General features: G+C 57.2%; 16 protein-coding genes. 1 reads left to right on the forward strand and 15 read right to left on the reverse strand.

Translation table 11 applies throughout. From position 1 onward, the window contains the following. Window positions 1-99: 99 nt before the first annotated feature. From Dvar_RS32800 to Dvar_RS32810, 3 genes are all read right to left on the reverse strand, one after another. Window positions 100-903, reverse strand: a complete 804-nt coding sequence (locus tag Dvar_RS32800; RefSeq protein ID WP_419657339.1) for a DUF6597 domain-containing transcriptional factor — start codon at window positions 901-903, stop codon at window positions 100-102. A 175-nt stretch (window positions 904-1,078) separates the two neighbouring features. After that, window positions 1,079-1,426 (reverse strand): DUF3795 domain-containing protein, encoded by a 348-nt coding sequence (locus Dvar_RS32805; RefSeq protein WP_419657340.1) that lies wholly within the window; start codon window positions 1,424-1,426, stop codon window positions 1,079-1,081. Between the two features lie 140 nt (window positions 1,427-1,566). Further along, the gene (locus tag Dvar_RS32810) at window positions 1,567-1,905 is read right to left on the reverse strand and encodes a YciI family protein (protein ID WP_419657341.1); all 339 of its coding nucleotides are present in this window, start codon (window positions 1,903-1,905) and stop codon (window positions 1,567-1,569) included. 534 nt (window positions 1,906-2,439) lie between these two features. Between Dvar_RS32810 and lexA the strand changes: the two genes are divergently transcribed. Beyond that, entirely contained in the window at window positions 2,440-3,057 is a 618-nt protein-coding gene (lexA, locus tag Dvar_RS32815; protein WP_419657342.1) for a transcriptional repressor LexA, read from the forward strand. A gap of 9 nt (window positions 3,058-3,066) precedes the next feature. Here the strand turns inward: lexA and secD are convergent, their stop codons facing one another. From secD to Dvar_RS32875, 12 genes are all read right to left on the reverse strand, one after another. Beyond that, entirely contained in the window at window positions 3,067-5,658 is a 2,592-nt protein-coding gene (gene secD, locus Dvar_RS32820; RefSeq protein WP_419657343.1) for a protein translocase subunit SecD, read from the reverse strand. A gap of 25 nt (window positions 5,659-5,683) precedes the next feature. Further along, entirely contained in the window at window positions 5,684-6,163 is a 480-nt protein-coding gene (locus Dvar_RS32825) for a biotin/lipoyl-containing protein (protein WP_419657344.1), read from the reverse strand. A gap of 25 nt (window positions 6,164-6,188) precedes the next feature. Beyond that, window positions 6,189-7,193, reverse strand: a complete 1,005-nt coding sequence (locus tag Dvar_RS32830) for an OadG family transporter subunit (protein WP_419657345.1) — start codon at window positions 7,191-7,193, stop codon at window positions 6,189-6,191. Between the two features lie 13 nt (window positions 7,194-7,206). Further along, the gene (locus Dvar_RS32835; protein ID WP_419657346.1) at window positions 7,207-8,355 is read right to left on the reverse strand and encodes a sodium ion-translocating decarboxylase subunit beta; all 1,149 of its coding nucleotides are present in this window, start codon (window positions 8,353-8,355) and stop codon (window positions 7,207-7,209) included. A gap of 17 nt (window positions 8,356-8,372) precedes the next feature. After that, window positions 8,373-9,926: an acyl-CoA carboxylase subunit beta gene (locus Dvar_RS32840; RefSeq protein ID WP_419657347.1), complete on the reverse strand. Its 1,554-nt coding sequence runs from the start codon at window positions 9,924-9,926 to the stop codon at window positions 8,373-8,375. A 69-nt stretch (window positions 9,927-9,995) separates the two neighbouring features. Further along, a complete protein-coding gene (locus tag Dvar_RS32845; protein ID WP_419657348.1) occupies window positions 9,996-10,886 on the reverse strand; it encodes a hypothetical protein in 891 nt (296 codons plus the stop codon). Beyond that, window positions 10,883-12,190: an SLC13 family permease gene (locus Dvar_RS32850; protein ID WP_419657349.1), complete on the reverse strand. Its 1,308-nt coding sequence runs from the start codon at window positions 12,188-12,190 to the stop codon at window positions 10,883-10,885. The genes Dvar_RS32845 and Dvar_RS32850 overlap by 4 nt, the downstream gene beginning before the upstream one ends. Before the next feature lie 112 nt (window positions 12,191-12,302). Next, the gene (gene tatC, locus Dvar_RS32855; protein WP_419657350.1) at window positions 12,303-13,025 is read right to left on the reverse strand and encodes a twin-arginine translocase subunit TatC; all 723 of its coding nucleotides are present in this window, start codon (window positions 13,023-13,025) and stop codon (window positions 12,303-12,305) included. Window positions 13,026-13,114: 89 nt separating this feature from the next. Then, window positions 13,115-13,771, reverse strand: a complete 657-nt coding sequence (locus Dvar_RS32860) for a hypothetical protein (RefSeq protein WP_419657351.1) — start codon at window positions 13,769-13,771, stop codon at window positions 13,115-13,117. Between the two features lie 43 nt (window positions 13,772-13,814). Continuing rightward, entirely contained in the window at window positions 13,815-14,192 is a 378-nt protein-coding gene (locus Dvar_RS32865; RefSeq protein WP_419657352.1) for a hypothetical protein, read from the reverse strand. 139 nt (window positions 14,193-14,331) lie between these two features. Next, entirely contained in the window at window positions 14,332-15,750 is a 1,419-nt protein-coding gene (locus Dvar_RS32870; RefSeq protein WP_419657353.1) for an ATP-binding protein, read from the reverse strand. Beyond that, a complete protein-coding gene (locus tag Dvar_RS32875) occupies window positions 15,716-16,405 on the reverse strand; it encodes a winged helix-turn-helix domain-containing protein (RefSeq protein WP_419657354.1) in 690 nt (229 codons plus the stop codon). The genes Dvar_RS32870 and Dvar_RS32875 overlap by 35 nt, the downstream gene beginning before the upstream one ends. Between the last annotated feature and the right edge of the window lie 108 nt (window positions 16,406-16,513).

Raw genomic sequence — 16,513 nt, forward strand, 5'->3', positions numbered from 1 at the left:
ATCTCATATTGGTTATTTTGTCCTGAGCAGATTAGGGGAGTTTGCCAAGGGTGTATTGTAAAAATACGACCTTACCTGTTAAACTAGCTGCCGTTTTGTCTATGAAGGTTTCCCTGTTAAATAGCTTACAGGAGTATGTCCTGTAACAAATTTGAATTCATGAATAAAATGCGCTTGATCAAAATACCCGTTCGCTACAGCGAAGGAAGCCCAATCACATTCAGCCGACTTCAAGTGGATTAATGCATTCTTGAACCGGAAAATTCGACAAAGCTGCTTGGGTGGAACACCAATACGTTCTGTAAATTTTCGTTCCAGGTGACGGCGGCTGATCTGTAAACGATTAGCCAAAGTTTCTACTGGAACTTCACCTTTATATGAACGAATAATGGTCACCGCCATTTCAATCCTCAAACTGTGGCTTCTGAAATCATTCATTCGTCTTTCAAAGAACCCTTCAAAAGTTTGAATGAGTCTTTCTGGTGTTTGATTAGTGCCATGAATTAATTTGGACAGGCCAAATCCACTAAGCTCCCATACTTCTTCAAGTTCGATGCAAAAATCCGATAGATCGACGGGGGGCATCGAAAAAAACGGATAAAGCCCCTCAGGAGTAAATCTAACCGCAAACATTGATATAGACCACTTTGGCTTTATTTGGATTTGCCTTGCTAACGAGCCTATCATGAAATCTCCGGCAATGGTAACTGGTGAAGAATCATCAACGATACATTCAATAGGACCAGATAAATTAAATATGAGATCCAAACCCGTATCCAATGCGGTGCGATAGATTGTACTGATATCATCATCAGAACAGTTTAGTGTCCAATAGCACTGAATAAAATCTTTGAATCTTGGATGGGGTTCATGTTTATTTATTGGAGATTTTCTGTTCATCATCTGCTGCCATAGCCTTCTAAAGGCACTTTGAGTGAACGGCATAACGCAATGCTCAGCATCAGCCAGGGCTGACGCTGAATTTGAATAATATGATTAAGTTCAAGCAGCTTCGCATAGTCAAAAATGCCACAGCCCTGGCTGTCTGCTGAAGCTACAGGTTAGCAACACTTTGAAATCAGCTTAACTTTCCTACTAAAGATTCGAAGCTTGCTTTTGCTTCTGGAGAAAATTCATGAAATTTATTTAGTTTCTCACAAGGTTGCTCATCACAGATTGAGCAATTTTCGACTGACTTTGTTATCGCACACTTTCTAACTTCGCAAGTATTACAATATCCAATAAGCCTTGCTCCCGAAGATAGGCAACCATCACAATTGATTTCTTCTGCTTTAAAATTCAGACCATATTTCTCTGATAAAAACGATGCCGTTTTTTTCCGCGCGACATCATCATCACTTTGAGTTGCCAAGAATGTAGGACATTTTGAACACAAAAGACCGCAATAGGCTATCATATCCTGCATCGTATTTCCCCCTTTTTTATATTGCTAATGGCTCGGCTCAGGCGACCGCAAAAGCGGCCTACCTGAAGCAAGGAAAGACACCAAGCCCGCGCCGCTTTTGCGGGTCGCCTGAAGCCGATGGTTATGCCGCATCTTCGGGTTCACTCAACCAACTCGTTCCATACCGGGCGTACCTCGATTGTGGCCGCTTCTGCCATGGGATGCAGGGACGCTACCTCGATGGCTTCTTCCTGACTCGAGCACTCAATTAGTTCGTAGGCGCACATTTTTTCCTTGGATTTTGCAAACGGGCCTTTCGTTATCGCCAACTTCCCTTTACGAATTCGCACGGTTGTTGCAGCCCCAGGTGGTTGAAGCGGATTTCCATGCACCCGGATGCCCCGATCTTCCATCTTCTTAATCCAGGCGCCAATATTCTCTATGAGATCCGCTGTCGGACGAAACAGATCATCATGGCTGATGATGAGCAGATACTGCATATTTTTCCCTCTCTGTGGCATAACCTAGTTTCGACCACAATGATTTACACTCATGTCCTGAACAAGGGCGGCAAAGGCGTGCAAAGCCCAAGTGACATGCTTTTCAACTAAACTGGGCGTTTCAAATTTTATCGAAGATGATATTACACAAATTTTAATGTTTTTGAAGGTCTTCCTTATAAATTTGAAACGCCCAGCTTAGTTCAAAATTTGAAGGTGTCGAAAAAATTGCGGTATCGACTGTATCTACGCCCTTCTGGATACCGGATCGAGTCCGGTATGACGGGCCTGTACCTTCAGACAAATCTATAATGCGGTTTTGGCGCTCCCACACGTAGCATGGGAGCGAAAGGTGATGGTGAGCGGTCAGCTTTTAGCAATCACCGACTATCTGCATAGCAGCTGGTTTAATGAAGCCCTCTCGAAGGGGGTTGAGAACCAGATCAATGAACATCGAACACTGAACGTCCAACTTTGAACATCGAATATACGGCTAACCGCTCAATTCAGGAAAAATCATTGTGGAGTGATTCCATGACATCCGATCTCACCCCCAGACAAAAAAGCGTGCTTGAGTATGTCATTTCATTTCAACAGGAACACCGCATGGCCCCCACGGTGAGAGAAATCTGCGCCCACCTGGGCTTGAGCGGGCCGGCGGGCATTCACCGCATCTTGAACATTTTAAAGGACAAAGGCTATATTTTGGCCGAGCCGGGTAAGAAGCGATCCTGGCGGTTCAGCAAGGACATCACCGGCGCCGGTATTCCGCTGATCGGCACCATTGCGGCCGGCCTGCCCGTGGAAGCTATTGAGAACCTTGAAGGAGAACTGGCCGTATCACCAATGCTGTTCGGCGCTAAGCGCTGCTTTGGCTTGCGGGTAAAAGGTGACTCCATGATCGACGCACACATTCTGGATGGGGATCTGGCGATCATTCGGCCCCAAAAACGGGTGGAGAGCGGAGAAATCGCCGCCGTCATGGTGCAGGATCTGTTGTCCGAGGCCACGCTTAAAATCTTGCGGCGCACGCGCAGCGCCCTGACCTTGGAGCCGGCTAACCCGGCCTATTCGCCGCTGGTGTTTAAAGGCCCTCAGCGCAAGCAGGTGGTTATTCTGGGTAAATATATGGGTTTGCTTCGCATGGTGTGATATCATTATCTAAAACCTTGTTTTGACCGCAGCGTTTACCCGGGTCCCCTGCCCACTGGTTTCCCAGATAAACACGAGCGGACTGGCGACAAAGATCGACGAGTAGGTTCCCACGATCACGCCGATGACAAGGGCCAGGGCGAAATCGTGCAGCAGGGCCCCGCCAACGGTTAAAAGGGCGATCAGCACCAGGAAGACCGTGCCGGAGGTAATAATCGTGCGGCCGAGGACTTCATTGATGCTGGCGTTGATGATCTCGCCCAGTCTCCGGCGGCGCAAAAGAATCCGGTTTTCCCGGATGCGGTCGAAGACCACCACCGTATCGCTGAGGCTGTAGCCGGCCAGGGTCAACAGCGCGGTGACCACCAGCAGATTGATTTCCTTGTCCAGCAGGTAGAAAATTCCCAGTACGGTGAGTACATCGTGGAAGGTGGCGATGGCCGCCGCCAGGGCAAAGCGCAGGTCGAACCGGCGCCCCAGGTAGACGATAATGCCTCCCAGCGAGATCGCGATGGCGATCAGGGCGGCGCGCTTGAGATCCCGGCTGACCGAGGCACCGATCTCGGCCTTGCTTTCCAGGGTGAAGGCATTGTCGGCGACTTTGGTATTGAGAACTTTCGCCACCGTATCGGCGATGCTCGTCGCCGAAGGTTCGGCCTGCTTGATTCGCACCATTAGAACACGCGCCCCGGGCACCTCCTGCAACTCCACGTCGGCCAACCGGTTGTCGGCCAGCAGACGGCGGATTTGATCCAGGTGAAAACCCTTTTCGGCCTTGAACTGGATCATCGCCCCCCCGGAGAAGTCGACCCCCAGATTGGCCCTGCCCCGCTCGATCTGGACCAGCGCGAACAGCCCCAGCAGCACCAGAATGCCGGACAGCACAAAGGCGCCATGGCGCAGGCGAACGAAGTCTATTCTGGTCTGCCTGAGAACATGCATGAAGCGCGGGGTCTTGAGTCGGCGCTTGAAATGCAGATAGTCATAGACCACCCGGGTACCGTAAAGGGCGGTAAACAGGTTAAACACGACGCCGATGCTCAAGGTGACGGCGAACCCCTTGATCGGGCCGGTGCCGAAAAGAAACAGGGCCACGGCCGTGATCAGGGTGGTCACGTGGGAGTCGATGATCGTCCACAGCGCCTTGTCGTAACCGGCTTTGACACTGGCATAGGCCGGTTGGCCGGCGATCATTTCCTCACGCATGCGCTCGAAAATGAGTACGTTGGAATCCACGGCCATGCCGATGGACAGCACGATCCCGGCGATGCCGGGAAGCGTCAGGGTGGCCCGGAAAACGGACAGCGCCGCCAGCATCAGAATCAGGTTCAGCCCAAGCGCCAGGTTGGCGATTGCACCGGAAAAACGGTAGTAGACGATCATGAAAATCACCACCAGCAGGGCACCCAACGCTGTCGCGGCCAGCCCGTTGTGGATGGAATCAGCCCCGAGCGAGGGCCCCACGGTCATATTCTGGACGATCCTGACCGGGGCCGGCAGCGCACCGGCGCGCAGCACGAGCGCGAGGTCATGGGCCGCTTCCGTGGTGAAACTGCCGTTGATCTGGGCCTTGCCGCCGGCAATGGGTTCCTGGATCACCGGCGCCGACTGGACAATGTCATCCAGGACAATGGCCAGCCGTCGCCCCACGCCTTTGCGGGTAATCTCCTCGAACAGGCGCGCTCCCTTGGCGTTGAATGTCAGGCCCACGGAGGGCTCGCCGAAATTCCCGCCGATCTCGGTGCGGGCGGTCTTCAGGGCATCGCCGGTCATCAGCACCGGTCTTTCCAGAAGGAGCGGCGCCACATGCACCGCGCCGGACTGCAGATCGGTGCGTTTTTCAATGTAGAGTTCCGTGCCGGGAGGAATTTCTGCCGCCAGGATGCGGTTTAGTTCCCGGTGGGAGGCATCGGCGTGCAGACGACCACTGCGCATGGCCGCGTCAAGGGCAGCCACCAAGCCGCTGTCCGGCGCCTGGGAAACCATGCGAAATTCAAGCTGCGCGGTCCGGCCGACGATCTCCATGGCCCGCTGGGGATCCTTGATGCCGGCCAGTTGCAGGACGATCTGATCGCGTCCCTGGCGCACGATAACCGGCTCTTCGACCCCGAACTGGTCGATGCGGTTGCGGATGATTTCCAGGCTCTGGTCAACGGCATTGGCCGCGATGTCCTGCCGTTCCGCTTTGCCAACGGCCAGGTCGAGCCAACCGGCGCCCTCGGCAGCGGTCGCCAGTCCGGGAAACTGTTCTTTGAGCATTTGCCGGACCGGCTGCAAGGTGTCGGTGTCGTCATAGGCGAGGCGAATGCGCCTTGCATCGGTCAACACAGGCGCATGCACGCGCAGATGGGCCGCGCGCAGACGCTCGCGCAGGTCGGACAGCGCCATTTCCGTCCGCTGGCGGACGGCTTTGTCAACGTCGACCTGTAAAATCAGATGCATGCCGCCCTGCAGGTCGAGCCCCAGGCGCATCCCGTCGGTCAGCCGTATCTTGTGCATCCAGGCCGGCAGGAGAGGCTTGGCCGACGGCAGGGCGAGCAACAGGCCGGCCAGGGTCAGGGCGGCCAGAATCAGAAAACGATTACGAATATGACGAGGCATGCGCGCCTCCTTTTTAAGACAACTGCTATCCGATGTGCATGATCACCTGACCGGTGGATACCTCGGCGCCTTTCTGGACCAGAATGTCAAGGACCGTTCCATCCAGTTGAGAGACCAGGTTGTTCTCCATTTTCATGGCCTCCATTACGGCCACGGTCTGTCCGGCGATTACGGATTCACCGACCTGAACAGTGATCTGGACGATCAGTCCCGGGATGGGCGCCAGAACGTCACCTTGTTGGGCTGCCGGGGCCGGGCTGGCGGCGGCGGCCGTTGCCGGCGTCTCAACTGCTGCCGGTGTCACCGCCACGGCCGGGGCCGCCGATAACGCCTGGCCAGCGAATGCAGGCGTGACGGCGGCCACCTGGGGCATTGCCGCGCCGGCCGGCTGCACGAAGGCCACATCGTAGGGTGTCCCATTGACCGTGACCCGAAGCTGATTGGCCTGTTGCGCGCCGATCTCCACCTTAAAATCCTGTCCACTAACTTTCAGTTGATAAAACATATGTACATTCCTTTACATTGAGGGATTATCGCCTGCGGGTTTGATTAAATACGGCCAGTCGTTCCTGCATGATGCGTACGCGACCGGACTGGCTCCAGGCCGTTCCGGGAACCGGAGATGGTGCCACTGTTGATGCCGATGCCGCCGGAGGCTGGCCGATAACCGCATAGGCCGCGGTGGTGTCCCGCAGGTAGACGGCGGCCGCGATGGCGGCAACCGTCGCTTCGGAGATTCCCGCCGGAGTCGGCCGTATCGCCGGCACCGCCGAGGGCGCCGGGGCCGCGGGCTGCACAGCGGCAGCCGGCGCAGCCTTTGGTGCCGCTGGAACCGGTTGGCCTTCACGCAGGCGATCCAACCATCTGAATACCCACCCCGAGGCAAACATGCCGATCATGAGCAGTGTAAGCACGAAGAAGATGCCGAAAAACCGGATAAACAGCGTGCCCAGGGCATATCCCCAGAAGCTGTCGCGGGGACCGCCCACCAGCCGGATGCGGCCGTTGACGGCGCCATCGGCATCGCGGTCACCGCCATCTTTGACCTCGACGACAATCTCGCGCACCCGGTCGGCAACCAGGCGGTTCTCCTTCTGGGCATCCTTTATCCAGGGTGCGGCCAGATTCGGGTTGAAAACGTAAAAGGCTGTCGACATGCTGAAGAAATCCGAGCGCAATGCCACCGCAGCGGTGCCACCCGGTGAGACGCCCTGCACATCGATTTCAAAGGCGGCCGATTTAAAGTTTTTGATGTCCACCTCGGGCCGGTCGATGGTGAAAAAATCCACGCCTTTGACGTCACCGACGGTCCCGCCGGCAATGACCTGAAATTCGAGCGTCACGCTGGTGCTCTTGGCCCGGGGGATGAACTTGGCCCAGATCCGATCACCTTCCCGGGTAAATTGGGGATTGGGCTTTTCCACGTCGGCCCCGGAGAAAAGCCCCGCGGCATGGACGCCGCTTGACGCGGCGCTGATAGTCAGGATCACGGCGGCCAGCCGGATGAGATATTTGCTGATGGTTTTGATTCGCATCGGTTCTGCCCTCCTATCGAAACATGGCGATGAACATGCCGGCCGCGGCCGCCGACCCGATTACACCGGCCAGGTTGGGCCCCATGGCATGCATGAGCAACCAGTTTTCCGGATCGGCCTTGAGCCCTTCGGAATGGGAGACGCGAGCCGACATGGGCACCGCCGACACGCCGGCCGAACCGATCAGGGGGTTCATCTTCTCTTTGACGAAAAGGTTCATGATGTGCACGGTGAGGATGCCGCCAAAGGTGCAGACCACGAAGTCCATCAGGCCGAATCCGAAAATCAGCAGCGGTTTGACGGTCAAAAACTTCTCCGCTTCCATGGTAGCCCCCACCGAAAGCCCTAAGAAAATGGTCACGATGTTCATCAGGGCGTTCTGGGCCGTGTCGGAAAGGCGCTTGACCACCAGACACTCGCGCATGAAGTTGCCGAACATGAACATGCCCATCAGCGGCGCCACGGCCGGCACCATGAGAATGATCAGGATCGAGCCGATGATCGGGAAGAGAAGCTTCTCGCGCGGCGAAACCGGCCGCAGCTGGCGCATGCGGATGCGGCGCTGCTCGGGCGTGGTCAAAAGGCGCATGATGGGCGGCTGGATCAACGGCACCATGGCCATGTACGAGTAGGCCGCCAGGGCGTTGGCACCCAACAAATGCGGCGCCAGCTTGGCGGTCAGGTAGATTGTGGTGGGACCGTCGGCCCCGCCGATGATGCCCACCGATGCCGCCTCCTTGAGGGTGAAGCCGAAGAAGAGCACACCGATATAGGTGATGAACACCCCCAGCTGGGCACCAGCACCGATGAGCAGCGTCTTGGGGTTGGCGATCAGGGGGCCGAAGTCGGTCATGGCCCCCAATCCCAGAAAGATCACACAAGGGATCACTTCCCACTCGACCCCGTACTTGTAGAACACCCGGATCAGTTCGGGGGCGCCGTGCTCGGTAAAGCCCATCAAGGGCACCAGCGGGAAGTTGACCAGAAAGATGCCGAAACCGATGGGCACCAGCAGCAGTGGCTCGTAGTTCTTGACCACGGCCAGATAGAGAAAGAAGAAGGCCACCCCGATCATGATCACCTGCTTGAAGGCCAGGTTGGGAATACCGGATTGGGTGGTGATAATACTGATAAGAAGGTCCAGGACCTGATCCCACGACATGGTGTAGTCTCCTTTGCTTACAGCGGGATGTTGCCGTGTTTTTTGGGCGGGTTGACATCCCTTTTACCGGCCAGCATGGAAAGGGCTTTGATCAGGCGCGGCCGGGTATCGGCCGGGTCGATGACATCGTCGATATATCCCATCTCGGCGGCCTTGTATGGGTTTGCAAACTTCTCACGGTACTGTTCCACCAGTCGCTTGTGCTCGGCCTCCGGGTCGTCGGCCGCCTTGATCTCCTCTCGGCTGATGATGTTCACCGCGCCCTCGGCGCCCATGACGGCGATCTCGGCCGTGGGAAATCCCAGCACCAGGTCGCCGCGGATGTGCCGCGAATTCATCACGCAGTATGCCCCGCCATAGGCCTTGCGGGTGATGACAGTGATGCGCAGCACGGTGGCTTCGCAAAAGGCATAGATCAGTTTGGCGCCCTGCTTGATGATCCCGCCGTGTTCCTGGTGGGTGCCGGGCAGAAAACCGGGCACGTCCTCGTAGACGATCAGGGGGATGTTGAAGGCATCGCAAAAGCGCACGAAACGCGCGCCCTTGACCGATGCATTGATATCCAGGCAGCCGGCCATGCTCAGCGGCTGGTTGGCCACGATGCCCACCGCGGCGCCGTCCAGGCGGCCGAAACCGACCACGATGTTCGGTGCATAAAGGGCCTGCACCTCGAAGAAATACCCGTTGTCCAGGTTGGAGCGCACCAGATCGCGGATGTCGTAGGGTTTGTTGGGATCGGTGGGCACCAGGTCGCGCAGAGCCTCGTCGCGGCGGGCAGGGTCGTCGCTTGGGATACGGCGCGGCGGGACCTCCATGTTGTTCGACGGCACAAAGGCGAGCAGTTCGCGGATTCTGTTCAGGCAAGCCGTGTCATCGGGTTCGGCAAAATGGGCCACCCCGCTGGCGGTGTTGTGGGCCATGGCGCCGCCCAGGGCCTCCTTGGTCACGGTTTCACGGGTGACGGCCTTGATCACATCCGGTCCGGTGATGAACATGTAACCGGTTTTCTCGACCATGAAGATCCAGTCGGTCAGGGCCGGGGAGTAGACCGCCCCGCCGGCCGAGGGTCCCATGATGGCCGTGATCTGGGGCACGACGCCCGAGGCCATGACATTGCGCAGAAAAATATCGGCGTAGCCGGCCAGGCTCATCACGCCTTCCTGGATGCGTGCCCCGCCGGAATCGCACAGTCCGATTACCGGCGCGCCGACCTTCATGGCCGTGTCCATGACCTTGCAGATCTTCTCGGCATGGGACAGGGACAGGGACCCGCCGAACACGGTGAAATCCTGGGCGAACACGAATACCTGGCGGCCGTCCACCAGCCCGTGGCCGGTCACGACACCGTCACCGGGAATCTTTTCGGCGGCCATGCCAAAGTCCGTGCAGCGATGGGTCTTGAAGCGGTCCATTTCCACGAAACTGCCAGGATCCAGCAAAATGTCGATACGTTCCCGCGCGCCAAGCTTGCCGGCCGCATGCTGTTTGGCCATGCGATCCTTGCCGCCGCCGGCCAGGGCCTGTTCAGCCTTGAGCATGAGCGTATCGAGCGGTGAGTTGGTGGTGCCCATACATCCTCCATTTTTTATATATGATCCGTTGAAATTGAGATGGTACATATGCCTGTTGATGCGTGCATCTTAAGATCCTGCATCCGCCAAGCCCTCCGGCGGGGTCATTTCTCCTGTTTCGGTAACCAGATGATCGATCATCTGAAGGTCGATGAAATCGTGTGAAAATGTCTTCATGCGGAACGTGAAGTCCGCCTCGGTCTGAGCTTTCTCCTCATTGTAGATGTGCTGCTCGGCAAGGGCTTTATGGGCGAACTTGATCGATTCCACAAACAGGTAGACCGGCACATGGTACCAGTGGCAAAGGCTGACCACGTTGGCGGTACCGATGCCGGCAACCACCTGACTATCCGGCGTCACCGAAACCGCACCGATAAAAAGCTTGCCGGCTTGACCCAGGTAATGGCTCAGGTTGTATTCCGGAATCAGGACATGCGGCACCTCGTGTTGCGCCAGGGCGTCAATCAATTCACGGGCACGGATAAAATCCTGTTTCAGAACGAGGACTTCAAACGAGCGCTGCCGTTCGTTGCGGGCGCTGACCAGGGCGTCGCGGATGGTGGCCGTGGGGGAATGGACAATAATCAGGTCACCATCGGCAATGCAGTTCATACAATGATCGGTTACGATGCGAGTGGCCTCCTCGAATCGCTTTTTCTGGCGCTCCAGGATTTCCACGGCCCGCTTTCTGGCCGCTTCCAGACCGAAATCGATGGCGGCGGTCATTTCCTCCTCAAAGGATTCGATCAGGTGCACCAGCGGGATGACCTTGGGCTCGGTGTTCTTGATCACTGTGTTGAGCCGGCCAAGCATACCCATAAAATCGCCGGGCTCACACTTGAGCCGCAAGATGGCATCCATATATGATTTGAGCGCCACAATCGTGGTCCGTGACGTTCCCAGGGCTTGCATATAGGTGCGGATCAGGTCGTAAAGGGTCTGAGTGGTGTCTGTTTTCATACAAAAATCCATATGTAGACGATCAATACGATGGAGCTGATCATAAGGGAGAGGATCGCTCCGGGAGCGCTTTTGCGCGTGTATTCGCCAAAGGAAATCTCATAGCCGTGTTTTTTGAGCTGACCGGCGGAAATGATATTGGCCGAGGCGCCGATCAGGGTCAGGTTGCCGCCCAGGCAGGCTCCTAACGCCAGCGCCCACCACAAAATGTTGTGGGGCACGGGTTGCTGGGTCAGCATCATCTGAACAATGGGGATCATGGTGATGGTGAACGGAATGTTGTCGATCACCCCCGAGGCGATTCCCGACACCCACAGCACCATCAACGTCATCACATACACGTTGGTGCCGGCCCGCATGAAGATGTTGCGTGCGATCCATTCGATCACCCCTTGATGCTCCATGGCGCCCACCAGAATGAACAGGCCGGCAAAGAACAGCAGGGTGCTCCACTCGATTTCCAGAAGGATGTGCTCGATGTCCATGCGCGTGATGATGAAAAGGACCATGGCCATGGTCAGGGCCACTACCCCGGGCGAGATATGGGTCACCGTCTGGGACACGAACAACAACAGGGCCACGGCCAGACAGGCCAGGCTTTTCGTCAGAAACGTCCGATCGATGGTGATCTTGAGAAAATCGAACTCAATTTTTTCGATGAGCAGTTGGACGGAAAACAGCTTGGTCAGGTCGTTGTCGATGGATTTGAAACTGGCCCGGTTGCTCCGCCAGAAATACCCGATTACGGCAACCGTTGAGATCACGACCGGAATGAACAGATTACCTGCGAACTGGTTGAAGGTCAGCCCCACCTTGGAGCCGATGATGATGTTGGGTGGATCGCCTACCAGGGTCGCCGTTCCGCCCAGGTTGGAGGCCATGGCCAGGGCCACCACATAAATCCTGGGATCGAGCCCCATGCCACGGGTCAGCTCGATAATGATCGGCACCATGATCAGTACGGTGGTGACATTGTCCAGAAAGGCCGACGTAACCGCCGTAACAGCACAAAACAAAATCAAGATCCGCAGGGGCTGCCCCCCGGTCAGCTTGGCGATACGAACGGAAAGCATGGCGAAAAAGCCGGTCTTTTTCAGCACGGCGACAATGCCCATCATGCCGATGAGCAGCATAATGGTTTCAAAGTCGATATAACTGGCCGCCGTGTGCTCATCGATCACCCCGAGGATAAGCAGGCTCATGACCCCCAAAAGGGCGGCAACCGCTTTATTCATCCATTCAAAAGCGATGATCACATAAACGGTCAGGAAAACGATGACCGTCATCAATGCATTCGGGTCCATAATGATTCCAATCATAAAAACCAGAGTAAATGTTGCTGGCAACCATCCACGCTTCACGAAGGCCAACCGGCATGCGGATGGGCGAGTCGTCTCCCGTTGCATGGGTTCCCAGTCAGCTTGAATCCAAAACCGGCGAGAGTTGACGGCGGCGCTCGCAAATGCGCATGCCCAGGATGCCCAGTTCAAAAAGCAGATACAGCGGCAAGGCCAACAGCAGCAGGTTGAACACGTCCGGTGTCGGCGTGACCACCGCGGAGACGATGGTGATACCGACAACGGCATAGCGCCGGAAGCGCCTGGCCAGGCTGGCGGTGACCAGGTTGAGCCAGGCGAGCAAAGCCATGATCAGCGGAAGCTCGAAAAGCGCTCCGAACCCCAGGGTCAGAGCCAGGCAGAAGGAGACAAACTGACGGACGCAGATGACCGGCCGGAGTCCCTCGTTTCCATAACCGAGCAGGAAACGGCTGCCGTAAGGAAGGGTGATCTGGATGCAGAACCCCACGCCTGCGAAGAAAAGCAGCATTGAAGCAAACCAGAACAGCCACCGGGATCTCCGGTTCAGCGCGGGATACGATTCAGCCACGGCCTGAAGCATTTCAAAGGCGGCAACAGGCATCGCCGCCACCGCTCCAGCGCCCAGAGCGATGGTGACCAGGGCCAGGAACGCATCGGCGATGCCGAACGCGGCCAGGGGGGCGGTGGTCCGGTTCCGGAGCCAGTCGAGAATATGTTCAGCTACAGGAAACACCGCCGCAGCCACAACGACGAGGAGGATGCCGGTCCGCAGAAGCCGCCACCTTAATTCCTCGGCCATTTCAACAATGCGCGTGTCCATATCGCCCTTTCAACCGGTCATCTTGCCTGCCACGCAAAAGGAGAAGCCGCGTCCCCAACCAACGCCCATTGCAACCGAGTCACACCGGATCAGGCCACCTGACGGTGAGGCGCCGGATCGATGGTCACCTGCCGGCGGTCGGCCGTATACAACCCGCTGACAATGGTCAGCTCCGGATGCGCGGCCAGGGTATCGAAATCATCGACAGCCACGCCTGCCTGCCTGACCTGATCGGGGATGAAGGCAATGAAGCGCAGGCAGCCGGGCAGATCCTTATCATCACGCTCGACACAGCGCATGATCTGGATCAGGGCCGGTTCATAGCCCATGGTATCGGCCAGGTGCAGACGGACCTGCCAGGGCAGTTTGCGAGCGGGTCGGCACTTTGCGGCAGCGTTGTCGAGCGGACGTACGGTTGCCGTATCTTCCGCTTCCATTTCGGCAAACTGTTTCAACCGGCACCCGACCTTCATTCGATTGATAATCAATACGGTCATCGCGACCACCCCCACGGCGGCAAGAATGTCGAACAGCCCGCCGGCATTTCCGGATAACTGACGTTCCGGAATACGGCTGATGAACCAGACGCCGGCAATCGCCAGCAACAGGACCAGGGGCACCTGGACATCCGCCAGAAGCCAGTCACTCGCATACCACGGCGGGTTCGGGTTGCGCCCGCCGATCAGAAGCACCGTCAGCCAGAGGACGGCCAGACAGATCAATAGGGTTCCGATAAAAAGTGACATGGTCACCTCCTCGCCGCCCATGCGGCCGGCTCATAATGATTCGTCAAGGACTGCCCCGCAGGCCTGTGGCCTTGTTCGGATCACGGGGACAGCACTGCTCCGGGATCAATTCGATCCGTCCGGATTGATTGTCTATGGTTCCAGAAAAAAGAATCAGATGCGCAAAGCCGTCCAATGTGTCATAATCGCTGACCACGACCCCCAGCCGCCTGGCCCGGGATGGGCTGTAGATCCGAAACGCCACAAGATGGCGCTGCCCCTGGACAGCACGACTGACGCATTCCAGCGACCGTACCCAGTCACATCCCAGTTTCAGTTTCTCAACCAGATGCGCTGACAATGGCGGCGGCAGCGGCCCTGGTGGTGATCCGGCAGGCAACACGTCAACGCCCCGATCCTTTTCCCAAAATTTCCATTTCATAAAAGGCCATCCTTGCCGGCCGGCCCCCTTGCGCCGGCGACATCCACCATTCCGATGCGCACTGACCTGGCGATCATTTATCACGGCAACATTACATCAGGCTTTCATCAACATTACAGTTTTGAAAGGATTGGATTTATCAAACAGGCAGGGGTGGAAGGGGCGCTGTGGGCAGGCGCAGCTCGAACCGGGACCCGGATCCCGGTGTGCTGGAGACGTGCAATTCACCGTGGTGGGCATTGACCACGGCCTTGACCAGGCTAAGGCCCAGGCCGAGGCCCTTGTGGGAAGAACGGGCGCCACGGAAGAGCCGGTCCCAGATGCGATCGATCTCCCCGGGATCGATACCGATACCCGAATCGGCGACACGCACGACAATGGTATCCGGCAGCGTTTGAATGGATACGCGGATGGTCCCCCCTTCGGGAGTGAACTTGACGGCGTTGTCGAGCAGGTTCGCCAGCACCTGGCTGATCCGGTCCGCATCCACGTCAAGACGCGCCGCATCGGGGAAATCCGTCTCCACGAGAATATCCTTCTCGTCGGCCACGTAGCGATACATGTCGGTCACGCTGGCGGCCAGGGTCACCAGGTCCGCGGACCGTATCTGGAGACGCATGGCGCCGGTTTCGGCCTCGGATATGTCCATCAGCATGGCCAGCATCCGCAGGATACGATCCGATTCCTCCACGCAATCCTGCAATGCCTCCCGGCAGGGTTTGTCGGATGATTCGGCCTGAAGCGCTTTTTCGGCATGGTTGCGGAAGCGGGTCATGGGGGTACGCAGATCGTGGGCCACACTATCCAGCGATTCGCGCATGGCCTGGATCAATTTGTCGATCTTATCGATCATACGATTGAACAGACTGCCCAGTTCCTCGAGTTCATCCCCGGTTTGGGCACTGGCAACCCGGGCGTCCATTTTTCCCGATTCAATGGATGCGACCGTTGTAATGAGGTTTCGAAGCGGCATCAGCACCCGCCGGGACAAGACCGCGCCACCGGCAATGGCCAGCAGAATCAGCGGGATGGCGACGGTCACAAACACCTCCCGAAAACGCGCCAACACCGCCAGGCGGTCCTCGGTGCTGATGCCCACCTGCAAAAGGCTGCCGTCCGGCTGCCTGGCAGTGAGAATTTCCAGCGCAGCGGTGCCGACTCGGCTGGGCAGGCTCAGCCATGTTCCGGGTGCGGAAAGGGGCATCTGCCGCAGGGCCGAAAGGTCGAAGTCATCCCAGTGGTGGGGAAAGAAGATCAGATCTTCCTGGGTGGGGGCGGCCGGCACACGGATAAAAAAGGGATTGTTCTTGCGGAACCGGTTGTTCTCGACGACCATGTCGCGAAACGCCGCCCATCCACCGGTCTCGTACTGGCCGCGCAGGCTCTCGATCTCAGCCATGATCATCTCCCGTTCCTGACGGGCCAGGGTGCTGTCAACCAGGAGATAGGCGACTGCGGCCAGGGTCATGAAGCTGATGAAGAAAAGCAGCGTGTAGCCGGCGGCGATCTTGAAACCGATGGCCCTAATGGGTATCCACAAGCGGCGCTTTGATGGCATAACCGATTCCGCGGATGGTATGAATGAGTTTGTCGGGATAGTCCTTGTCGATCTTGTTTCGCAGCCGGTGCACCAGCACATCCACGACATTGGTCTGGGGATCGAAATGAAAATCCCAGATGTGTTCGATGATCATGGTTTTTGAAACCGTGCGTCCCCGGTTGCGCATCAGATATTCGAGCAGGGCGTATTCCTTGGGTTGCAGATCGATCGTCCGCGGACCCCGGCGAACCTCACGGTGGATCACGTCCACGGTCAGATCACCGCAAACCAGGCGGTTGGCTTCGACGGTTTTGGAGCCCCTGCGTACCAGGGCCTGCACCCGGGCCAACAGTTCGGCGAAGACGAACGGCTTGACCAGATAGTCATCGGCCCCGCGCTGGAGTCCGGTGATGCGGTCATCCACGGTATGCCTGGCGCTGAGCACCAGAATGGGGATGTCGATGCCCCGGTGGCGAAGGGTGCTGATCAGACTCAGACCGTCCAGCCCCGGCAGCATGATGTCCACTATGGCCGCATCATAGTCCACCATCAGGGCCATGTGCAGGCCGGCTTCGCCGTCGTCCGTACAGTCCACGGCAAAACCGGCCTCCCGCAGACCATTCTCCACAAAGGATGCGATTTTGGGATCATCTTCAACCAGCAAGACCCGCATTGACGCCACCGCTTTCGTTGCTGACCGACACACCCGACAGTAACAGCACAATACTGATACCTAAGGTAGGCGGTTAGCTTTTAGCAATTAGCTGTTAGCCCTTATATG

The sequence above is a fragment of the Desulfosarcina variabilis str. Montpellier genome, from assembly GCF_048565275.1.
Taxonomy (GTDB): Bacteria; Desulfobacterota; Desulfobacteria; order Desulfobacterales; family Desulfosarcinaceae; genus Desulfosarcina; species Desulfosarcina variabilis.